Raw genomic sequence first — 20116 nt, forward strand, 5'->3', positions numbered from 1 at the left:
CTGCCCCAAGTGATCCACCCCCTCGCGCACTGCGTATCTCCTTGTAAACTGTCGTATAACGAGGATGTAATGTTCGACGAAGCACGGGGCACACGCAAGAAAATCGCAGTCGTAGGCGCAGGCATCTCAGGCTTGTCGGCCGCGTATTATCTTTCCGAAAACAACGACGTCACCGTGTTTGAGGCCGAACCCCGGCTGGGTGGGCACGCCCGAACCGTGATGGCTGGCAAGAATGGTGACCAGCCTGTCGATACCGGGTTCATCGTTTTTAACTACGCCACTTACCCCTACCTGACACGTCTGTTTGATGAGCTGAACGTGCCCGTCATCGAAAGTGAGATGAGCTTTGGCGCAACCATCGACAATGGCCGCATCGAATACGGGCTGAACAACCTGCGTACGCTGACAGCGCAGAAACGCAACCTTGCCCGCCCGGCTTACTACAAGATGATCGCGGACATCCTGCGCTTTGGTAAAGAGGCCCCCGAGGCCGCGCAGGACGATGACACCACGATCGGAGAGTTGATCGATCAGTTGCGTCTGGGTCACTGGTTCCGCCACAATTATCTGATGCCTATGTGTGGCGCGATCTGGTCGACCCCGGTCGAATTTGTCGATCAATTCCCGGCCCGCTCATTGGTGCAATTCTTTCGCAACCACGCGCTGCTGGCCAGCGGACGGGCCAATCAGCATCAATGGTACACGGTCAAAGGCGGCAGCATCGAATACGTCCGACGGATCGACGCCGCTTTGCGGGAGCGTGGCTGCGAGATTCGCCTTGCCTCACCCGTCGACCACATCCACCGCGACGACTTCGGCGTGACGGTTCACAGTCAGGGTCAGGTGGATCAATTCGACGAAATCATTCTGGCAACCCATTCTGATCAGTCCCTCGCCATTCTGGGTGAGGGTGCAACTGAAGCAGAAAAATCCACATTAGGGTCTATTCGATACCAGCCCAACACTGCCATTCTGCATTGTGACCCACGCCAGATGCCCCGGCGGCAGGCCTGCTGGTCCAGTTGGACTTATCGCTCGCAAGGGGGCAAGGTCGGTGTGACTTACTGGATGAACCGGTTGCAGAGCATTCCTGACAGCGATCCGATGTTCGTCACGTTGAATGCCTCGTCCGAAATTCCAGCAGATAAAATCTATGATCAGGTCGAATTTGCCCACCCTGTGTTCGACAAGGCCGCCCTCAGGGCCCAGAGGCAAATCCGCGACATGCAGGGACAGAACCGGACCTGGTTTGCCGGGGCATACAATCGGCACGGCTTTCACGAAGACGGGATTGCCAGCGCGATGCTTGTCGTCGAGCGCCTGAATGGCACCCCGCACAGAATCGGAGCTGACGATGAAAAACTCGCGCACAAACCGGTCACACCTGCCTCGGCTGATCTCTGAGACCTGCCGCGCTGCGCTGGTTTCACTTGTTGTGCTGACACCTGATACACTCATGGCATCTCCGATCACGCAAACGCTGGCCGGAGCCCAACTGGTCGGTAGCGCGACGTTTCGGTTTCTAGGCGTGCCGATCTATGACGCCAAGCTCTATATGCCGCAGGGCGCTGCGTTCAGTTGGAATGAGGATTTTGGTCTGCAACTGACCTACCGGAAAAACCTTAAACAGAAAGCTCTTGTGGATTCGACGCTGGATGAGATGGCTCGGCAGCGCAATCCGCCTCCGACGCAAAGCCAGTTAAATCAGTGCTTTCAGGCGGTCGGAAAGGGTGACACTTACATTGCGGTCTCGGAAGGGCCAAACAAGGTTGGCTTCTGGCGCAATGGGCAAAAAACATGCACTCTGTCCTATCCGGGTGCCAAGCGTGCATTTATGTCCATCTTTTTGGGTGACAACACTAGATCCGCAAGCTTCACACGTCAGCTGAAGGGGAAGTGATGCTGTATCCGCGCGTCAGCCTCTATGCACTGATGCTCGCTGCAGCGGGTATACCGCTTTATATTCACCTGCCGCGTTTTGCCGCCGTCAATCTTGGCATTGGGTTGGCGGCGATCGGCACCATCCTGTTGGTGATCCGATTGGTCGATCTGGTTCAGGATCCGCTGATCGGCTGGGCTATCGACCGCTGGCCAGAGGCACAAACGCTGTTTGCTGCCGCGGCGGCGCTGGGTTTGGCGGTTGGGTTTCCGGTCTTGTTTGGCTTACCACAAGGGGCAAGTATCCCTGTGTTAGTATCTATTTTGGTACTTTTGTTCTCGGCCTACAGCCTGGGTAGCATCCTGCTTTATGGGCGAAGTGCGACGCTGGCCAAGCATCCCGGTCCGAAAGAGCTGATGAGGCTGGCGGCCTGGCGCGAGGGCGGTCAGCTGACTGGCGTGGTTCTCGCCGCCAGCGCCCCGGCCTTGTTTGTGGCTTTTGGCGCCGGTGCCCAGGGATATCCGGCTTTCGGTCTGTTTTTGGGGCTGCTCGCACTCCTGACGCTGACCCTGACATTTCCGATCTGGCGCCGCACCCCGATCACCGGTAACGCGCTGTCCTTTGCAGGGTTGGGTCAGGCCGGTGCGTTACGTCTTTTAGCTCTGGCATTGGTCAACAGCCTGCCGGTGGCGATCACATCGACCCTGTTTCTGTTCTTTGTCGAAGACCGGCTGCAACTGCCTGGAAAGGCCGGGCCGTTGCTGATCCTGTTTTTCCTCAGCGCCGGGGCAAGCGTGCCCCTCTGGGCCCGGCTCAGCAATCGAATTGGGCCGAAACAGACTCTGATAATTGCCATGCCCCTTTCGATTGCGGGCTTTATTGGTGCCGCAACCCTTTCAGCCGGCAATCTGTCCGGCTTTGCCGTGATCTGCCTGACATCCGGCGCCGCGTTGGGGGCGGACATGGTCGTCCTGCCCGCCATGTTTTCCGTCGTGTTAACCCGCGCCGGGCTGAACGCTTCGGCAGCGTTTGGCATCTGGTCTTTCGCCGGCAAGCTGGGCTTGGCGTTGGCCGCTTTCTTCACTCTGCCGCTGCTGGAACGCAGCGGGTTCACTCCGGGACAAGCAAACTCGGCCGAGGCGTTGAACACACTCAACCTCGCCTATGCCGTGCTGCCCTGCATCCTGAAACTCGGCGCGTTCGGACTGGTTCTGACGCTGCCTACTGAGGTCTCAGCCAAATGACACTTATAGCCACCTTAATGCTCGTCATCCTTGTCCTGATCATAGCGAAGCGCCGGTTCCTGAGTTTCCGGTCGCAAGCACCGGCAGATTACGCTGGTACTGGACCCGCCTTTGAAATGAAGCGGCATCTGAACGGAGAAATCCTGTCCGAAGGGTTGATCTATGGGCCGAATGGCAAGATGTCGAACAGCTTCGTTGCCCGAATGGTGGGGGAATGGAACGGCAGTACCGGCACTCTGGCCGAATACTTCACCTATTCCAACGGTAAAAAGATGACCCGGAAATGGTATCTGACACTGGGCACTGGCAACACCTTCACAGCAACGGCGGACGACATCGTTGGGGAAGGTCGCGGCACGATCTCGGGATCGACAGTCAAACTAACCTATCGCATCATCCTGCCCCAGGATGCAGGCGGCCATACGCTGGATGTCACCGATTGGATGTATCTGACTGAAAGTGGCGTGATCATGAACCGATCCGAGATGCGCAAATTTGGCATCAAGGTTGCGGAACTGGTCGCTACAATGCGACCGGCGCCTGAGGCAAAGCCCACCCATGTCAGTGGATCGAACGGCTATGACGCCACTGCCGAGACAAGGACCTTGCAATGATCCCGCGCAGGTATCTCATCGCGGCTTTTGCGGTCTTTGGTCTTGCCGCTTTAGCTGCGTGTTCCGCCAAACCGCGCGTTCCAAAGTCCTTTCTGTCCGACCGGCAACTGAACCTAGAGGAGTTCTTTGAAGGCAAAACCGTTGCGTATGGTCAGTTTCAGGACGTTCTGGGCAATGTTCCCCGCCGATTCACTGTTGATATAGACGGGACATGGGATGGTGAAACCCTGACACTGGTCGAGGATTTTGTCTACGACGACGGGGCCACCGAACAACGCATATGGACCCTGACCAAGACCGGTGAAGACACCTGGACCGGCACAGCCCCCGGCGTATTGGGTGAGGCCAGCGGGGTAGAGCGCGGGGATACGTTCAACTGGACATACAAGATCGACCTGCCGGTCAAGGATGGCACGATGCGGGTGAATTTTGATGACTGGATGTGGTTGCTCAGCGACGACCGGCTTTTGAACCGCGCCTATGTCTCGCGCTATGGTGTTCGGCTGGGCGAAGTTATCCTGTTCTTTGAAAAGCGATAAGGTCACCTGTATCCGTGCGAGGTCTCAGTTGCTGGAATAGACAAAGGACAGCGACCGGCTGACGCCTCCGGGCGGTTTCGGGAAAGGAGAGGCTGCTTTGACCTGCGCCTTGGCCGCCCGCTCCAGATCTGGCGAGCCGTTGGTGTCCACGACTTCAACATAGTCCAGGGTTCCGTCTGGCTTGATCACGAAGAACACCCGCGCATAGCCCCGCGCCGCTGTGTAGACGACCCGTGTGCGGTTCAGGTGAACCAGAACCTTTCCGGCATAATTGGTCTTGTCCGAGTTTCCGGGACCACGTCCTCCAGAACGGCGACCGCTGTCCCCCGTGGTAAAGACATCGACGCCTCGGCGACTGTAAGTCGTCAGTGGGGACTCGACCTCTCGCGTGGGAAACTCCAGCGCGCTGAAATCCCGCGCGCCGCCCAACACGCCCCGAGGTTCAGGCTTTTCACGGCGGTCCGGCAGGCGTGGTCGGATCGAGGACGTGATGGCCAGCTCTGATGCGTCGTCTTCCGCCTCAGGCTCGGCTTCGGCACCGGGGATATCGGCCTCTACGGGTTCACTTTCGGTCGGGGTGACGGGCGCAACTATGGGTACTGAGGCATCTGCTGGCTCCGATACTTCGGCCTGTTCGACAGGCGCGGGCTCGGCTTCGGTCGGTGGTTCAGCGACCTCGGGATCGCCCTCGGGCGTTTCGGTCTGCTCTGCGGGTTCGACTGGCGGCGTTTCATCCTCCGTGTCGCTGGCGGTTTCCTCCCCATCGGTAGTGTCTTGGGTTTCGGGGGCTTCCGCCTCTACAGGCTCGGGGGAGACAGGCTGCAAAACCTCGGCTTCACCAGTATCCGGCGCAAAGGTTCGCTGCGGGTCGTCCGAAGCCACATGCACTTCGCTTGTTGGGATCTCCGCAGGTTCGGGTGCGGGTTCGGGCGGCTCTTCCACCGGTGGCTCAGGGGTATCGGCGGGTTCGGGTTCGATGGGTTCGTCGACGGTCTCGGCAAGATCTTCGAAACTGCTGCCCAGTTCAACCGAGTCAGAGTTGGCCGGCGGAAGCGGCTGATCGCCAAGCCGGGGTACTGTAAAGCCCAGCCCCAAGACATGCAGCAGCAGCGACACCAATACGGCGATGGCCGCGATGACCGCCGACCCCCGGATCATTCCAGCGCCTTCTCGGTCACGACAAAAACGGATACGGCACCCAGACGGCGCAGTTCGCCCGTCACTTCGATCAACCGGACCCCTGAGACGTCGCGATCCGGCACAATCCGCACCGGCCCCGGTTCGCGCCCTGCCATATAGGTTTCGGGGTCCATCGGCGCACCGCGAAAGCTAAGTGTTCCGTCCTTGTGCAACACCAGCGCGTCGGGTGGCTCGCGCCCTTCCAGTTGTGAAGTATCGACAAGGTTCAGATCAGGGTCCAGCGGCGTCGCTACCGTGCCCGCGATCAGAAAGAAGATCAGCATCAGAAACACGACATTGATCAGTGCAATGGTCGAGTCGCGTTTGCGGTGGGGGCGGTTCACGCGGATCATTCCAGCACCAATACGCTGAGGCCCTCACGCCCGCGCAGTTCGACCAACAGGTCCACCACGTGCTGCGCGGTTGTATCGGGATCAAGGCTGACCAGAATCTGACCGGCCGTGACCTGCGCCGTCAGCTCCTCCAACGTGACTGGGCTGCCGTTCAGAACAAGCCGTTCGGGTCCAAGCTGGACAAAGACCCGATCCTGCGGTGCATCAGACGCCGAGCCCCCGGTTTTTGCATTGCTTAGCTCGATCTCGCCGTATTTCGAAAATGTCGAAGTCAGCATGAAGAACAGCAACAGCAGAAAGATAACGTCGATGAGCGGCGTCATCGCCAGCGGTCTTCGGACAAAGGGTGCCGTGTTACGCATGTCCGGGCGCGGCCGCCGTGGTCAGCGCTTCATCCGCCAAAGGAATCGCCTGCCCCGGCACCAGAACCGTGCGCAGTGCCTTGTCGGCGAACACACGTTCGCGCGCAGTGCGGCTTTCGAACCACGACAGCACCATCGAAGTCGGCATTGCGACCGCCAGCCCCACCGCCGTTGTCACCAGCGCCACCCAGATGCCACCTGCCAACAGCGATGGATCAACCGACGACCCGGCGCCCTGAAGGCTGCGGAAGGCCTCGATCATGCCCAGAACGGTGCCGAACAAACCCAGCAACGGGGCCAGCTGCGCCACCGTATCCAGCAGACGAAAGCCGCGTTCGAGACCCGCCAATGCCAGTCCGGCCTCGGCGTCCAGCCGTTGATCCAGCCCGGGCGCGTCCGGCGCGTCCATGGCGACCCCGACCAGCGGGGCCAAGTAGCTGTTGCTTTTGGCCAGTCGCGCGCGGGCGGTCTGTTTATCCCCGGCATCCCAAGCGGCCAATGCCTGAGACAAAATTCGGTGGCGACCAACGCCCGATGCCGCAAACTGCCAAAGCTTGTACAGCGTGACCGCGACCGTCACCACGGACATCGCAATCAGAATTCCCACAACCGGCCCGCCAAGGGCCAGGATTTCGCGCAAGGCGTCAAAAAAACTCATCCCAAAAGCTCCACATCTGTCCGGCTGCTCAGGGTCAGGGCCTCTGCGCAAATCTCACTTTCGGATCCGCCGACCACACAGCTGTTCACGCCGTTGATCAGGGTGCGCCCGACCTGATCACAGGTCACATCTCGCACCAGAAACTGACGCACGCGCAGCACCCCTGCCGGCAATTCCCGAAAGTTGTAGAGCGCAAGCGTAACAACGCCACCAGAAGTATCGAATACCACTGTTTCAAAGCCGACATTGTCGATTGCCGTTTCCGTCTTGTTCTGGGCGACAAAGGTCAGGCGGCAGGCCCCTTCGACATCCTCGATCCTGTTGAGTTCCACATGCAATCCCACAGTTGGCTTATCAGCGGATTGGGCCTGTGCCGCGATGGGCAGCACCACAGCGATTGCGGCAAGGGCCGAACGGCGAAACATCATAGAGGCGCTCCCAGTTGTTCAACGTAGGCAGGCACGCCGGACAAGGTGCCCAAGGCGCTGTAACCGTCATAGCCAAGACGGCAGAGGCGTGAAAGGGCTGCCGACGCCTTTGTGAAGAAAGGACAATTCAATGGGCAAGAGCCCGCCGTCGGAAATGGAAGGTCAGGAAAAGATGAACTCGTCCGTAAGCAGCAACACCTTCGACTGAAGGTTGATGACATCTGATGAATCTGTCGTGCTTGGTACAGGTTCTTCTGATGAACTGGCGTTTACAGTTTTATTTTTCCGGAGCCCAATTTCATTCAGCAAAAAGAAAATTGCTGCTCGCTTGCCCGCCAATGTTTCGGGCACCGCGACCGGCAAAACCTGCGATTTTCTTTGAGGGGACTTCATTAAAGTAACCTCCGGGCCCAAGCGCCTCGACAACCATATTAAGAAAATGAGGAGAAAATTGGACGGGGACGTTAAAGTTTAGCGAACAGCGTGTCTTTTGAGTCAATACTCATGCAGGGGCCCCGACCAGCCCCCGTCGGGGCGCGCATGCGCCCCTTTCCATACATTTGTTTGATCAATGCATCCGATTGACGGAAGGCTATTTGACCAAAACCGCGCTTTTGAGATGTTGAGTGAAACCAATTCCAATGGGGCTTCAAATGTCGTTTGCCGAAAAAGCACTCAAAGATGTCACGTTCTTCCCGTTCTGGCTGGACAGCCCGGACGCGCCGGAAGTGCAGCATCAGCTTATTGGCCCGACTGACGCGGACCTGCTGATTGTCGGGGGCGGCTTTACCGGTCTCTGGGCGGCGGTTCAGGCCAAGGAACAAAACCCCGGCCGGGATGTGGTTTTGATCGAGGCGGGCAAGATCGCATATGGCGCTTCGGGGCGGCCTGGCGCGGTTGTATCCACCTCGCTGATGCATGGGCTGCACAACGCGGTGCGGATTTTCCCAAAGGATCTTGCAGCGTTGGAACAGCTTGGCCACGACAATATCGAAGGCTTCCGCAACACGCTGGAACGGCACAACATTGACGCCCACCAAACCTGGGGCGGTGAGCTGACGGTTGCCATCGGCGAAGAGCGTAAAGGTGATATCGAAGAAGAATACAAGCTGCACCAGGAACATGGTTATGAGGCCGAGTTTCTGGACAGGGATGCGGTGCGCGAACATGTGAACTCACCACTGTTTTCTGCCGGTCTGTGGAACAAAAGCCTGAGCGGCACGGTGCATCCGGCGCGGCTGGCCTGGGGTCTTAAACAGGCAGCGCTGAACCTCGGGGTGCGCATCTACGAACACACGCCGATGGAAAACATTGAACGAATCAATGGAGTGCTGAACGTCCGCACCCATGACGGGCTGGTACGCACACCCAAGATTCTGCTGTGCACCAATGCGTTTGCCAGCGGCCACAAGAACATCAAGAAACGCGTCGTCGGCATTCGTGACCGGATCATAATGACCCGCCCCCTGACCGACGAACAGGTGGAAAGCGTGGGCTGGAAACACCGTCAGGGCGTGTATGACACCCGCACGCAGCTGAACTATATGCGCATGACCAAGGATAACCGCATCCTGTTCGGCGGGCGGTTGGCCTATTATTATGACGGCACCAACAATACCGATCCCGCCGGTGAGCGCGTGGTCGATCCATATCTGCATCTGGCGGGTGCATTCAACAGAACATTTCCGCAGTTGGAAGACATCAGCTTTTCACATGCCTGGAGCGGGCCGATTGCACTGACCACCCGTATGGCCGTGCATTTTCAGAACTATTGGGACGGTGATGTGATCTGGGCCGGGGGGTATTCCGGCTTTGGCGTCTCGACCAGCCGTTTCGGTGCGCGCATTGGTTTGGCCAAACTGGACCGGCTAGACCTGCCGGAACTCAAGCTCGACTTTTCTACCACGATGCCAAACTGGGTGCCGCCTGAACCGTTCCGCTGGCTCGGCGGCAAGATCACGCTTTATGCGCTGGACACGGCTGATGAAAAGGGCGGTTGGCGTCATGCCTGGCTGAAATTCGTGCATGCCCTGGGTTTCCCTCTCTGATCTGAATAACAGGAGATTTTCTGTTGGAAAAAATCGAAATCGACACCGCGATCACGCGGGAGTCCTCACGCGGTATGATCGGTGAAGTCAGCTATTCCGGCGTTACCAGCTTTGCACGCTGTAAATACAGCAAAGACCTGACTGGAGTGGATGTGGCGATCACCGGCATCCCTTTTGATGTCAGCGTGACCCACCGCAACGGATCGCGGTTCGGACCCCGTCAGGTGCGTGAACTGTCCTCCATGCTGGCCTGGGACGCTCCTTACGGCTGGCCGGTGAACCCACTAGAGACCCTCTCGGTCATTGACTACGGCGATTGCCCTTTCGATCACGGCAAACTGCACCTGGCCCCCGCTGCGATCGAGGCGCATATCAAAACCATTCTGGACGCCGGAGCCATGGCCATTTCCATTGGCGGCGACCACTACACTACTCTGCCCAACCTGCGGGCGCATGCATCCAAACACGGGCCTCTGTCGGTGATCCAGTTCGACGCCCATTCCGACACATGGGTCGATGACGATCCCGAACGGATGGACCACGGCACTTTCATGTACCGCGCCATAAAAGAAGGCCTCGTTTCCCCTGAAAGTTCAGTTCAGGTAGGTATTCGCACTTCGAATCCCGACACGCAGGGCTTTCACACGCTGGACGCGCGTTTTGTGCATGAACATGGTCCGGTGGAAACCGCCAAACGCATCAAAGAGATCGTGGGGAACAACAAGACCTACCTGACCTTTGACATCGACGGGCTGGATCCGGCCTTTGCCCCGGGCACCGGCACGCCGGTCTTCGGCGGCCTCACATCGGGTCAGGTGGCCATCATCCTGCGTGATATTGCGGGTATCGACGTTGTCGGGGGTGACGTGGTCGAGGTTTCACCAGCCTATGACACTACCGGAGCCACCGCCGTTGCTGGATCTCAGATCGTACTCGAGATTCTGTGCCTGATGGCAAACAAATAGTCCCGGTACAATTTGGGGCGTACCCCCGAAAGAAGGCATTCCATGACATCAAATCCCCTTTTACAACGGTCACAAACCGTTTTCCTCAATGGGGAATGGCGCGATGGCGCGGGTACTGCGCCGTTGATCGTTCTCAACCCGTCAACTGGAAGGGTTGTGACAGAAATCCCGACGGGCGGAGCAGTGGATGTCGAAGCCGCCGCGCGCGCTGCCGCAGCCGCCTTTGGCCCGTGGAAGGCCTCGCCTCCGGCCAAACGCGCTGAATATCTGCGTGCAATTGCCAAAGGGCTGACCGATCGCCACGATGACTTGGTTGACGTGCAGATGACTGTCAGCGGCAAGCCGCGGCTGGAATCTGAAATTGACGTAGGCGACGCCATTGCCACCTTTGAGTATTACGCCACGCTAGCCGATGGATTGAGCGCCGTGCAAAACAGCCCCGTCGCCCATGCCGGTAGTGATCACGTAGGCCGCGTTCGACGCGAACCGGTAGGCCCTGTGGGCATGATTGTCCCGTGGAACTTCCCGTTGGTGACCAGCGCCTGGAAACTGGCGCCGGCGCTAGCAGCGGGGTGTACGGCGGTGATGAAAACCTCGGAGATGACCCCTCTGATCGAACTGGTCTATGGCGATATCGCCGCTGAAATCGACCTGCCCGCGGGTGTGATCAATATCGTCACCGGTGGCGTGGACGTGGGCATTGCCATCAGCACCGCCCCGGAGTTCCGCAAGGTGTCATTCACCGGTTCGAACATGGTCGGGGCGCAGGTGATGCAGGCAGTATCGAAACGTTGTTTGCCAATTGCGCTGGAGCTGGGGGGCAAGTCGCCCATCATCGTGACCGAAGATGCCGATCTGGACACCGCACTGGACAGCGTCCTGGGCGGTATTTTCTACAACGCGGGTCAGATGTGTTCGGCCACGTCACGCCTGATGGTGCATGAAAACATCGAGGCCAAACTGATCGACAGTCTGGTCGAGAGGGCAAAGGCCATGCAGGTCTCGTCACCTTTCCAAGACGGTTGCGACATGGGTCCGATTACAACACGATCACAATTCAACAAGGTCCGGGAATACCTGGACAGTGCCCGCGTCGATGGGCTGGACTGTGTGTCAGGCGGCGATGTGCTGGCCGAGGGGCCAGGCAATTTCATCGCACCAACAATCTATCGCAATGTGCCCCACCACAACCGCATCTGGCGTGAGGAAATCTTTGGCCCAGTACTGGCCACGACCACCTTCCGCACCGATGCCGAGGCGCTGGCCATCGCCAACGACACCCATTTCGGGCTGGTGGGGTCGGTCGTTTGCGGCGATCCCGAGCGCGGCAATGTGCTGTGTGACAGTATTGAGGCCGGGCAAATCTGGTTGAACACGCCACAGATCGTCTACCCCGACAGTGCATGGGGTGGGTTCAAAGCTAGTGGCATTGGCCGCGAACTAGGTCCATGGGGCCTGGCTGGTTATCAGGGGATCAAACATATCACCGCCCCAGCGTGACCCGATCTAACCCGAATGCGGCCTGCGATTTTAGGGCCGCATCGGGGGCGGGTTCATTGATGAGTGCGAATGTAAGAAATACTCCTTGCAATTCTTTGGTGTGGGCGGGTCTTATTAAAGTTCGTGAAACCCAAGGAACGTAGTGGAGACAAAAATTGCCTCAAACCTCGAAACCAGCCGGTCGCCGCAAAAAACTGAAAAGCCTGTCCGAAATTTTTCAGTTCCTGCGTAAAAACACCACACCAATCTATATCGTGACTCCGACGCCTTACAGTTTGCTGGGTTTGGATCAGTGGGTCGGCGGGCTGGAATTTGTCAACTACTTCGACATATTCGATGGCAATCATCCCCGTTCATTCGTCCCCACGCCGATTTCGCATGACGAGTTCCAGTCTATGGAGGATGTGGCCAACTATTTGGTATCGCACCCGGAATTCGTGGAAAAAGCCAAGGCCAATCCGGGCGCCAAGGCCATCTTTGTCATGTTCGACGAAAAGACCGAGGAGCTGTGCAAGAAAATCGGTGTTGATATTGCGCTGGCCCCAGCGGCACTACGCGAACATCTCGACAGCAAGATCGTCACCACGCAACTGGGCAACGAGGCGGGCGTCGCTTCGGCCCCCAACATTATGGGCCAGGCCGATACCTATGCCGAGCTGACCAAACTGGCCGACAGCGCCGACCTGGGTCACGATCTGGTTGTTCAGACACCCTATGGCGACAGCGGTCGCACCACCTTTTTTATCAAGTCTGAAAGGGACTGGGACAAGTATTCGGCCAAGATCATCGATCAACAGCTGAAGGTTATGAAGCGCCTCAACCACCTGCCTGGCACCATCGAAGGCTGCGCAACACGTCACGGCACGCTGGTGGGACCGGTCATGACCGACATCACCGGATTTGCCGAGATCACGCCGTACAAGGGTGGTTGGTGCGGCAATGACATCTCGCCGACCATCTTGCCCGAAGGAGTACCAGAGCAAGTTCAGGAAATGGCCCGCAACTTTGGGGACCGTCTCTACAAAGAGGGATACAAGGGCGTATTTTGTCTGGACTTCCTGCTCGATACCGACACCAACAAGGTCTATCTGGGCGAGTTGAACCCACGTGTCAGCGGCGCGACTCCGCCGACCAATCTGGTCACATCGACCTATGGCGGCTGCCCGCTGTTCCTGTTCCACCTGCTGGAATACCTGAACGTCGACTACGAAATCAACGTTGCCGAAATTCAGTCCCGCTGGACCGAATATGACAACTGGACCCAGCTGATCTTCAAGCAGACCGAGGATAAGGTCGAGCTTATCACCAAGGCCCCGCAATCGGGCATCTGGCGAATGGACAGCGATGGCGAGGTCAGCTTTGTACGCCCGGCGCTCAACATCACTTCGATCGGGCAAGAAACCGAGGCCTTCTACCTGCGCGTCTACAGCACGGGCGACTATTGCTATCACGGGGCCGATCTGGGCTGCCTGCTGACACGGGGCCGTATGCAGACCGACAAGCGAAATCTGACCAAGCGTGCCAAACAATGGAACGCCGGCATCAAGGCGCAGTTCAAATCCATCCCGCTCAAGGCTGAACAGGCCGTTACCCTTCCGGAAGATATATCTGCGGGAAAATGGTTCTAAGCCTCTCGGAAAGAAAAATGTGGGCCCCTGGTTTATCCACGGCCCACACAGTGAAATTTGGTCCTGGGATAAGGCTGGTCAGTTCGGGCACGGACATCGATGCGGGCATCCACATCTAGGAAGGGCGCGAATTTGCATCTGACCGGGCATTCCAGAATGGTGCTATTTCAGATTAGGCCCACCCATCGGACCGTCACCCGAAGGCTCGATCGGCTCGATATCGTTGCGGACCCAGAAAAACCGGAACCCGAAGGACCGAAGCCATTTCTCGAGCCGGTCCAGACTGGACCATTCCCGCCGTAACCCACGCGCAGATTCGACCAGCGCCCATTGGCCATCGACCAGAAAGTACACGGTCCATGTGTTTGGGTGCCGGTCGTTGTTCGCAAAACCGCCTCCAGCGACCTCGCGCACCGTGCGCACCGCCACCGGAAAATCGGCGATGCGCTCTTCCGCCATCAGATCAGGCAAAGCGTTTTGCCGAATCGTGCTGGTCGGGGCGGGGTCGTGGTTCATTGCGTTCTCTGTGTCGATGATCCCCAACTTAGGTCACGACAATTCAGTCTCGTCAACCGGTTCCGTGGATTTGCTGGCAGGCGTGTTTAAGGCGGCCGCGGCACGGGCGGCGATCTCGTCAGGGCTCAGGACCTCGACGCGCTCGGCGATGGTCCAGCGATGGCCAAACGAATCTGCCAAAGACGCTACACGCTCGCCCCAATATGTGTCCCGAACATCGGAGGTCAGCGTAGCACCGGCTTTAACCGCCTGTTCGACGGTCGCTGCGGCATCCTCGACGTACAGATGCAGCGCAACCGCGCCGGGTGCCGCAGGCGATTGCGGCAAATGGCCTGTCGCGGCCCAACCAGCGGTGACAAAAATCATGGCGTTGCCCAGCTTGACCGAAGCAAAGGCTGGTGCCTCCTCTGAGTCCTGAACCAGAACTTCTGCGCCAAAGGCGTTGGTCAGGAATTTCAACATTTCTGCCACGTCTACTACCGCCAGAGATGCCGTTACCGATGTGTATCCGCGAGGGCGAACAGAGGGTTTTTTCATCGTATAAATCCGTTTTGTGTCAGCACGCTCACAAAAAGGTGCTTTCGATACATCATGAACCATGATGTTAACATTTAATGGTTGCAATGACAACACTATGCACCATAATGTCGCAAAACGAGGGAAGAAAGAACTGCTGAATGAATGCATCAGCCGAGCAAATACTGGCACACCAGCCCAGTGGCTTTTCGATGAACCGAGACCTGCTGCTGTTGTCGGAAGACCATCCTGATCAAGCCTGGGCGCAGATTCATCGGCGTTTCTGGCCCGGCTGGAAAAAGTGGTTTGTCGAAAAAGGCGGGACGGCTGCCAGTGTCAGCGAAGCCCGGAATGCGCTGCGCCGCTATATGCCCGAGCTTGAGCGTTTGATCGACCGGCTATGCGAGGTGGACCCCGATGATGAGGAATTGCACGCCTTTCTCACCTTTTGGTGCCCGCCCCGGTACTTGGCCCATTGTTCGCAGGCGGCCTCTAGCGACGCGGATGGTCCATTCCTGATCCGCAATTACGATCTTGACCCGACGCTGAACGAGTTGACCCTACTGCGCTCAGCCTGGCGTGGGAAAAAGATTGTCGGCATGATTGACGGCCTCAGCGGCCTGTCCGACGGTGTGAACGAAAACGGGTTGGCTGTCTCGCTCAGTTTTGGCGGCAGGCTGGTGATGGGGCGCGGCTTTGGCGTGCCGCTGATCGTGCGCTATTTGCTTGAGGTCTGCATCGATGTTCAGGACGCGATCGAGGTGCTGCGCCTGCTGCCCTGCCACATGTCGTACAACCTGACCCTGACGGACCGCACCGGCCGCGCAGTCACTTGCTTTATCGCCCCGGACCGCCCGCCGATGTTCCGCACTCAAAGCTGGGCAACCAACCACCAGCTTGGCGTAGAGTTGAGCGGCCACGGCCGCTTCTCGGCCACGCTGGAACGTGAGGAGCTTTTGGAAAACACAATCGCAACGGGCCAGGCCAATGCCGAAACCCTCAAACAGGTGTTTCTCAGCAAACCGATCTTTGCTACCCGTTATGGCGAAGGTTTCGGAACGGTATTCACCAGCCTCTATCGCCCTCAAACCTCGGATGTCGAATTGGTCTTCACCAACGGCTCTGCGGGAAAATGGTCGGTGAACGACACCCCCAACTCAAAAACTACACTGCGTTTTGACGATCACGGATCGCATATTCAGTGACAATACAGGCAGGAAAGGCCCCGAAATGACCAAATTCGCTATCGGCGGGATTCAGATGCACTTGGCGATGCATGACAATATGCCAGAAATGAAAAAACGTCTGGCTGTCATGATGCACCTTTATCCGTGGGTCGAGATGGTGGTGTTTTCCGAACTGTGCCATTCTGGCCCCAATCCGTCCTCGGCCCAGCCGATGGGTGGCGCGTACGAAACCGAGTGTCAGGAACTGGCAAAGAAATATGGCATCTGGCTGCTTCCGGGATCGTATTTCGAAAAGGGTGAGCAGGAAGGCGCGATCTACAACACCGCCCCGGTAATCAATCCGCAAGGCGAGATCGTCACCCGCTATCGCAAGATGTTCCCCTTCACCCCGTATGAGGATCATACGACCCCGGGAACCGAAGTTTGCGTGTTCGAAGTGCCCAATGTCGGCAATTTCGGCATGTCGATCTGTTATGACATCTGGTTTCCGGAACTGACACGCCAAATGGTGTCTCAGGGCGCCGAAGTGATCATTAACCCAGTCCTGGCCAGCTTTATCGACCGTCACGCCGATCTAATTATCGCGCAGGCCTCGGCGGCGATGTTCCAATCCTATGTCTTTTCGATCAACGGGCTGATGGCCGGCGGCAATGGCTATTCCCGCGTCATCGATCCGGCAGGCCAATTGTTGCACGACGGCTGCGTGAACGAGGAACTGATTCCGATAGAGGTCGATTTCGACAATGTGCGCCGCCAGCGCCGTCAGGGAGTTCTGAACATGGGCCAACCGCTCAAAAGTTTCCGCGACAGCGCGATGCGCTTCCCGATCTATGGCGAGCAAGGGTATCAGAGCGAATACCTCAACAGCCTCGGCCCACTGGAGAAACCAACACGCCCGGTTCGCGGGTAATTTCACAGCGGCACCCCGTCAGAAACTGGGTGGGGTGCAGGCACTGATTATGATGCATTTTTCTGGCCCCACCGCCTTAAAGCGGTGGGGTTCCGTACTTTTGAACAGATAGGCGTCACCTGGGCCAAGGATTTTGCGGTCTTCACCGACCGTGACCTCGACCCGGCCCGAGACGACAATGCCGCCCTCTTCCCCTTCATGCTGATAGGTGCGCAGACCGGTGTCAGCACCCGGCTCATATGTCTCGTGCAGAATTTGCAATGCGTGTCCAAAGAGGTTGCCACCAACTTGCCGAAGCGACAGCTTGCCCTTGGTGATTTCCGTCAATTCCTCAGCAGCGAAGAACACTTTGCGTTCGGGGTCCGGCTCAAAGGCGAAGAAGTCGGCGATACCGATCGGAATACCGTCCAACAACCGTTTCAGGGTGCTGATGGATGGGCTGGTCTGCCCGGATTCGATTTGCGAGATCGTGGAATTGGGCACGCCTGTCCGCTTGGCGAGAGCCCGCTGCGACAGACCTGCACGATCCCTCAGATAGCGCAGGCGAGCACCGATCTGAATGTCGGTGGATGTTGTGTTTGATTCGTTCATAATTTTGAACACTAGCGATCTACGAATATAAATTTCAATGCCTTAAACCAAATAACAAAATGACTTTTCAAACAACATAATGGTTCATAGTGTGAGCCAATTTTATTCCACCCGAGTCAGTGAGACCGGTCTTTGAGGAGGACATGAGATGAAAAATGCTGAGATAGCAGAACGGCGCAATGATGCCATCGCCCGCGGTGTTGGCATGATGACTCAGATCTATGTGGACCGCGCCGAAAACGCCGAGGTCTGGGATGTTGAGGGCAACCGCTATATCGACTTTGCCGCCGGCATCGCAGTGGTCAACACCGGCCATCGTCACCCCAAGGTGATGGCCGCCGTGGAAAAGCAACTGAACAGCTTTACCCATACCTGCCATCAGGTCATGCCCTATGAAAACTACATCCGGTTGGGCGAACGTCTGAATGCCGCTGTACCGGGTGATTTCGACAAGAAGACCATCTTTGTCACCACCGGCGCCGAAGCGGTTGAGAACGCTATCAAAGTAGCGCGCGCCGCAACCGGCCGTCAGGCCGTGATCGCCTTTGGCGGCGGCTTCCATGGCCGCACCTTCATGGGCATGTCACTGACCGGCAAAGTCCAGCCCTACAAGGCCGGTTTCGGCACCATGATGCCTGACGTTTTCCACGTGCCCTTCCCGATCGATCTGCACGGTGTCACAGTTGACGACGCCAAAGCCGCCATCACCCAGCTGTTCAAGGCCGATCTGGACCCCAACCGCGTTGCCGCCATCATTCTGGAACCGGTTCAGGGCGAAGGTGGCTTCTATCAGGCCCCGGCTGAACTGATGCGCGCCGTGCGCTCGGTCTGTGACGAACATGGCATCGTGATGATCGCGGACGAAGTTCAAACCGGTTTTGCCCGCACCGGCAAGATGTTCGCGATGGAGCACTACGATGTGGCAGCCGATCTGACGACGATGGCCAAGGGCCTGGCCGGCGGCTTGCCTTTGGCTGCTGTCACCGGCAAGGCCGAGTTGATGGATGCGGCCAACCCCGGCGGTCTGGGCGGCACCTATGGCGGCAACCCGCTGGGCATCTCGGCGGCCAATGCCGTGATCGACGTGATCGAGGAAGAGGACCTGTGCGCCCGTGCAAACGAGCTGGGTTCGCGCCTCAAGCAGCGCCTGGAAAGCATTCGTGCCGATGTGCCGGAAATGGTAGATGTGCGCGGCCCCGGCTTCATGATTGCAGCGGAATTCAATACCGCTGACGGGTCAGCACCGGACGCCGATTTCGCAAACCGTATTCGCGCCGAAGGTCTGAAACGCAATTTGGTTCTGCTGACTTGCGGCACCTATGGCAACGTCGTGCGCTTCCTCGCGCCGATCACCATTCAAGACGAAATCTTCACCGAAGCGCTGGATCTTCTGGAAGAGTCGATCAAAGCCGCGAAAGGGGCCTGATATGCTGGATGTAACTTCTCAGGCTCTGGGGCTCAAAGATCCCTCACTGCTGGAAGGGCGTGCCTATATTAACGGCGAGTGGCGCGACAGTGATGCAAAGTTCACGGTGACCAACCCGGCCACCGGCGACGTGATCGCGCAGGTCACCGACAGCACCCTGGCCGACGTTCAGGAAGCCATCGATGCGGCCTATGACGCCCAAAAGGCATGGGCCAAACGTACCGGCAAGGAACGCGCAGCCGTTCTGCGCAAATGGTTCGATCTGATGATCGAAGCGCAGGATGACCTGGGTGTGATCCTTTGCGCCGAAATGGGCAAACCGCTGGCCGAGGCTAAGGGCGAGATCGCCTATGGTGCGTCCTTCATCGAATGGTTCGCCGAAGAGGCCAAGCGCGTCTATGGCGACACCATCCCGGGCCACCAGCCGGACAAGCGCATAATGGTGCTGAAACAGCCAGTGGGCGTTGTCGGTGCAATCACGCCGTGGAACTTCCCAAATGCGATGATTGCGCGCAAGGTTGCCCCGGCGCTTGCCGCAGGCTGTTCCTTTGTCGTCCGCCCGGCCGAGCTGACACCCCTGTCGGCCACTGCCATGGCGGTTCTGGCCGAACGCGCGGGCATTCCGGCGGGTGTATTCAGTGTGGTTCCGAACTCGAACGCGTCGGGCACCGGGCAAGAGATGTGCGCCAACCCAAAAGTGGCCAAAATCACCTTTACCGGTTCGACGCGGGTGGGCCAGATACTAATGCGTCAGGGTGCCGACACCATCAAAAAGATGAGCCTTGAACTGGGCGGCAACGCGCCGTTCCTGGTGTTCGATGACGCTGATCTGGACGCCGCCGTTGAAGGCGCGATGATTGCCAAGTTCCGTAACAACGGTCAGACCTGTGTCTGTGCCAACCGGATCTATGTGCAGGCAGGTGTGTATGACGCCTTTGCCGAAAAGCTGGCCGCCGCCATCGACAAACTGGTCCCTGGCAACGGTATGACGGACGGAGTCACCACCGGCCCTCTGATCAACGAGGACGCCGTGGCCAAAGTCGAAGAACACCTGGCCGATGCCACCTCGAAGGGCGCGCGGGTTCTGACCGGTGGCAAGCGGATCGAAGGCACCTTCTTTGAGCCCACCTTGTTGGCGGATGTTCCGACCTCGGCCAAGGTGTCGCGCGAAGAAACCTTTGGCCCCGTTGCACCGCTGATCAAGTTCGAGACCGAAGAAGAGGTCATCGCACTGGCCAATGACAGCGAGTTCGGTTTGGCCGGCTATTTCTATGCCAACGATCTGGGTCGCGTCTGGCGTGTCGCCGAGGCGATGGAAACCGGCATGGTGGGCGTGAACACTGGCCTGATTTCGACCGAGGTCGCGCCGTTTGGCGGTGTCAAGCAGTCCGGTTTGGGCCGCGAAGGGTCGAAATACGGCATGGATGACTATCTTGAGCTGAAATACGTCTGCCTGGGCGGTATCAACTGATCCACCCCAAAAACATCTATCGGCCGCGGGTCCCAGCCTGCGGCTGATACCCGGTCCGGAATGCTCAATCTCCTTCGCGAATCGAAAGATGCGCCCTAGCAT

22 protein-coding genes are annotated in these 20116 nt (G+C 58.1%); 13 read left to right on the forward strand and 9 right to left on the reverse strand.

The genetic code is table 11. From position 1 onward, the window contains the following. Positions 1–69 precede the first annotated feature (69 nt). From ACR0IY_RS10980 to ACR0IY_RS11000, 5 genes are read left to right on the forward strand one after another with little or no spacing between them, the layout of a single operon-like run. Positions 70–1404, forward strand: a complete 1335-nt coding sequence (locus ACR0IY_RS10980; RefSeq protein ID WP_480673146.1) for an NAD(P)/FAD-dependent oxidoreductase — start codon at positions 70–72, stop codon at positions 1402–1404. After that, positions 1355–1900 (forward strand): hypothetical protein, encoded by a 546-nt coding sequence (locus ACR0IY_RS10985; RefSeq protein ID WP_480673148.1) that lies wholly within the window; start codon positions 1355–1357, stop codon positions 1898–1900. Before ACR0IY_RS10980 ends, ACR0IY_RS10985 begins: the two co-directional genes overlap by 50 nt. Beyond that, on the forward strand, positions 1900–3123 hold the full coding sequence (locus ACR0IY_RS10990) for an MFS transporter (RefSeq protein WP_480673150.1): 1224 nt from the start codon (positions 1900–1902) through the stop codon (positions 3121–3123). Before ACR0IY_RS10985 ends, ACR0IY_RS10990 begins: the two co-directional genes overlap by 1 nt. Beyond that, positions 3120–3737 (forward strand): DUF3833 domain-containing protein, encoded by a 618-nt coding sequence (locus tag ACR0IY_RS10995; RefSeq protein WP_480673152.1) that lies wholly within the window; start codon positions 3120–3122, stop codon positions 3735–3737. The genes ACR0IY_RS10990 and ACR0IY_RS10995 overlap by 4 nt, the downstream gene beginning before the upstream one ends. Continuing rightward, positions 3734–4276, forward strand: a complete 543-nt coding sequence (locus ACR0IY_RS11000) for a DUF3833 domain-containing protein (RefSeq protein WP_480673154.1) — start codon at positions 3734–3736, stop codon at positions 4274–4276. Before ACR0IY_RS10995 ends, ACR0IY_RS11000 begins: the two co-directional genes overlap by 4 nt. A gap of 24 nt (positions 4277–4300) precedes the next feature. Here ACR0IY_RS11000 and ACR0IY_RS11005 read toward each other — a convergent pair whose 3' ends face one another. The 6 genes from ACR0IY_RS11005 to ACR0IY_RS11030 form a co-directional block, all read right to left on the reverse strand. Continuing rightward, entirely contained in the window at positions 4301–5434 is a 1134-nt protein-coding gene (locus ACR0IY_RS11005; RefSeq protein ID WP_480673156.1) for an energy transducer TonB family protein, read from the reverse strand. After that, positions 5431–5808: an ExbD/TolR family protein gene (locus ACR0IY_RS11010; protein WP_480673159.1), complete on the reverse strand. Its 378-nt coding sequence runs from the start codon at positions 5806–5808 to the stop codon at positions 5431–5433. Before ACR0IY_RS11010 ends, ACR0IY_RS11005 begins: the two co-directional genes overlap by 4 nt. Beyond that, positions 5805–6131 carry an ExbD/TolR family protein gene (locus ACR0IY_RS11015; RefSeq protein WP_480673161.1) on the reverse strand — a complete coding sequence of 109 codons (327 nt, stop codon included), beginning with the start codon at positions 6129–6131 and terminating at the stop codon, positions 5805–5807. Before ACR0IY_RS11015 ends, ACR0IY_RS11010 begins: the two co-directional genes overlap by 4 nt. A 31-nt stretch (positions 6132–6162) precedes the next feature. Beyond that, positions 6163–6828: a MotA/TolQ/ExbB proton channel family protein gene (locus ACR0IY_RS11020; protein WP_480673163.1), complete on the reverse strand. Its 666-nt coding sequence runs from the start codon at positions 6826–6828 to the stop codon at positions 6163–6165. Further along, entirely contained in the window at positions 6825–7256 is a 432-nt protein-coding gene (locus ACR0IY_RS11025; RefSeq protein ID WP_480673165.1) for a hypothetical protein, read from the reverse strand. Before ACR0IY_RS11025 ends, ACR0IY_RS11020 begins: the two co-directional genes overlap by 4 nt. A gap of 162 nt (positions 7257–7418) precedes the next feature. Continuing rightward, a complete protein-coding gene (locus tag ACR0IY_RS11030; RefSeq protein WP_480673167.1) occupies positions 7419–7649 on the reverse strand; it encodes a hypothetical protein in 231 nt (76 codons plus the stop codon). A 260-nt stretch (positions 7650–7909) separates the two neighbouring features. Between ACR0IY_RS11030 and ACR0IY_RS11035 the strand changes: the two genes are divergently transcribed. The 4 genes from ACR0IY_RS11035 (at position 7910) to ACR0IY_RS11050 (ending at position 13397) form a co-directional block, all read left to right on the forward strand. After that, the gene (locus ACR0IY_RS11035) at positions 7910–9304 is read left to right on the forward strand and encodes an NAD(P)/FAD-dependent oxidoreductase (RefSeq protein WP_480673169.1); all 1395 of its coding nucleotides are present in this window, start codon (positions 7910–7912) and stop codon (positions 9302–9304) included. 23 nt (positions 9305–9327) lie between these two features. Then, positions 9328–10269, forward strand: coding sequence for an agmatinase (gene speB, locus ACR0IY_RS11040; RefSeq protein ID WP_480673171.1), 942 nt, complete (start codon positions 9328–9330; stop codon positions 10267–10269). A gap of 42 nt (positions 10270–10311) precedes the next feature. Further along, the gene (locus tag ACR0IY_RS11045) at positions 10312–11769 is read left to right on the forward strand and encodes an aldehyde dehydrogenase family protein (protein ID WP_480673173.1); all 1458 of its coding nucleotides are present in this window, start codon (positions 10312–10314) and stop codon (positions 11767–11769) included. A gap of 155 nt (positions 11770–11924) precedes the next feature. Next, positions 11925–13397 carry a biotin carboxylase gene (locus tag ACR0IY_RS11050; RefSeq protein ID WP_480673175.1) on the forward strand — a complete coding sequence of 491 codons (1473 nt, stop codon included), beginning with the start codon at positions 11925–11927 and terminating at the stop codon, positions 13395–13397. Positions 13398–13559: 162 nt separating this feature from the next. Here the strand turns inward: ACR0IY_RS11050 and ACR0IY_RS11055 are convergent, their stop codons facing one another. Beyond that, the gene (locus tag ACR0IY_RS11055; RefSeq protein ID WP_480673176.1) at positions 13560–13913 is read right to left on the reverse strand and encodes a hypothetical protein; all 354 of its coding nucleotides are present in this window, start codon (positions 13911–13913) and stop codon (positions 13560–13562) included. Between the two features lie 33 nt (positions 13914–13946). Continuing rightward, positions 13947–14450: a VOC family protein gene (locus ACR0IY_RS11060; protein ID WP_480673178.1), complete on the reverse strand. Its 504-nt coding sequence runs from the start codon at positions 14448–14450 to the stop codon at positions 13947–13949. 140 nt (positions 14451–14590) lie between these two features. Between ACR0IY_RS11060 and ACR0IY_RS11065 the strand changes: the two genes are divergently transcribed. Together ACR0IY_RS11065 and ACR0IY_RS11070 are read left to right on the forward strand one after the other, a co-directional pair. Further along, on the forward strand, positions 14591–15634 hold the full coding sequence (locus ACR0IY_RS11065; RefSeq protein WP_480673180.1) for a C45 family autoproteolytic acyltransferase/hydolase: 1044 nt from the start codon (positions 14591–14593) through the stop codon (positions 15632–15634). Positions 15635–15659: 25 nt separating this feature from the next. After that, complete coding sequence (locus ACR0IY_RS11070) at positions 15660–16526, forward strand: carbon-nitrogen hydrolase family protein (RefSeq protein ID WP_480673182.1); 867 nt, start codon at positions 15660–15662, stop codon at positions 16524–16526. 18 nt (positions 16527–16544) lie between these two features. On the opposite strand, the gene ACR0IY_RS11075 is transcribed toward ACR0IY_RS11070, so the two are convergent. After that, complete coding sequence (locus ACR0IY_RS11075; protein WP_480673184.1) at positions 16545–17117, reverse strand: cupin domain-containing protein; 573 nt, start codon at positions 17115–17117, stop codon at positions 16545–16547. A 148-nt stretch (positions 17118–17265) separates the two neighbouring features. Between ACR0IY_RS11075 and ACR0IY_RS11080 the strand changes: the two genes are divergently transcribed. Both ACR0IY_RS11080 and ACR0IY_RS11085 read left to right on the forward strand, forming a co-directional pair. After that, positions 17266–18543 carry a 4-aminobutyrate--2-oxoglutarate transaminase gene (locus ACR0IY_RS11080; protein WP_480673185.1) on the forward strand — a complete coding sequence of 426 codons (1278 nt, stop codon included), beginning with the start codon at positions 17266–17268 and terminating at the stop codon, positions 18541–18543. A 1-nt stretch (position 18544) separates the two neighbouring features. Next, a complete protein-coding gene (locus tag ACR0IY_RS11085; RefSeq protein ID WP_480673187.1) occupies positions 18545–20014 on the forward strand; it encodes an NAD-dependent succinate-semialdehyde dehydrogenase in 1470 nt (489 codons plus the stop codon). Positions 20015–20116: the final 102 nt, after the last annotated feature.

The organism is Ruegeria sp. BC1 (assembly GCF_056539305.1).

Bases quoted from the DNA above. Each gene is read 5' to 3' on its own strand.
- ACR0IY_RS11060 (WP_480673178.1), bottom strand. From the start codon at position 14,450: ATGAAAAAACCCTCTGTTCGCCCTCGCGGATACACATCGGTAACGGCA.
- ACR0IY_RS10995 (WP_480673152.1), top strand. From the start codon at position 3,120: ATGACACTTATAGCCACCTTAATGCTCGTCATCCTTGTCCTGATCATA.
- ACR0IY_RS11085 (WP_480673187.1), top strand. From the start codon at position 18,545: ATGCTGGATGTAACTTCTCAGGCTCTGGGGCTCAAAGATCCCTCACTG.
- ACR0IY_RS11035 (WP_480673169.1), top strand. From the start codon at position 7,910: ATGTCGTTTGCCGAAAAAGCACTCAAAGATGTCACGTTCTTCCCGTTC.
- ACR0IY_RS11010 (WP_480673159.1), bottom strand. From the start codon at position 5,808: ATGATCCGCGTGAACCGCCCCCACCGCAAACGCGACTCGACCATTGCA.
- ACR0IY_RS11025 (WP_480673165.1), bottom strand. From the start codon at position 7,256: ATGATGTTTCGCCGTTCGGCCCTTGCCGCAATCGCTGTGGTGCTGCCC.
- ACR0IY_RS11045 (WP_480673173.1), top strand. From the start codon at position 10,312: ATGACATCAAATCCCCTTTTACAACGGTCACAAACCGTTTTCCTCAAT.
- ACR0IY_RS11070 (WP_480673182.1), top strand. From the start codon at position 15,660: ATGACCAAATTCGCTATCGGCGGGATTCAGATGCACTTGGCGATGCAT.
- ACR0IY_RS11080 (WP_480673185.1), top strand. From the start codon at position 17,266: ATGAAAAATGCTGAGATAGCAGAACGGCGCAATGATGCCATCGCCCGC.
- ACR0IY_RS11075 (WP_480673184.1), bottom strand. From the start codon at position 17,117: ATGAACGAATCAAACACAACATCCACCGACATTCAGATCGGTGCTCGC.
- ACR0IY_RS11020 (WP_480673163.1), bottom strand. From the start codon at position 6,828: ATGAGTTTTTTTGACGCCTTGCGCGAAATCCTGGCCCTTGGCGGGCCG.
- ACR0IY_RS11005 (WP_480673156.1), bottom strand. From the start codon at position 5,434: ATGATCCGGGGGTCGGCGGTCATCGCGGCCATCGCCGTATTGGTGTCG.
- ACR0IY_RS11055 (WP_480673176.1), bottom strand. From the start codon at position 13,913: ATGAACCACGACCCCGCCCCGACCAGCACGATTCGGCAAAACGCTTTG.
- ACR0IY_RS11015 (WP_480673161.1), bottom strand. From the start codon at position 6,131: ATGACGCCGCTCATCGACGTTATCTTTCTGCTGTTGCTGTTCTTCATG.
- ACR0IY_RS11065 (WP_480673180.1), top strand. From the start codon at position 14,591: ATGAATGCATCAGCCGAGCAAATACTGGCACACCAGCCCAGTGGCTTT.
- ACR0IY_RS10990 (WP_480673150.1), top strand. From the start codon at position 1,900: ATGCTGTATCCGCGCGTCAGCCTCTATGCACTGATGCTCGCTGCAGCG.
- ACR0IY_RS10985 (WP_480673148.1), top strand. From the start codon at position 1,355: ATGAAAAACTCGCGCACAAACCGGTCACACCTGCCTCGGCTGATCTCT.
- ACR0IY_RS11000 (WP_480673154.1), top strand. From the start codon at position 3,734: ATGATCCCGCGCAGGTATCTCATCGCGGCTTTTGCGGTCTTTGGTCTT.
- ACR0IY_RS11030 (WP_480673167.1), bottom strand. From the start codon at position 7,649: ATGAAGTCCCCTCAAAGAAAATCGCAGGTTTTGCCGGTCGCGGTGCCC.
- ACR0IY_RS10980 (WP_480673146.1), top strand. From the start codon at position 70: ATGTTCGACGAAGCACGGGGCACACGCAAGAAAATCGCAGTCGTAGGC.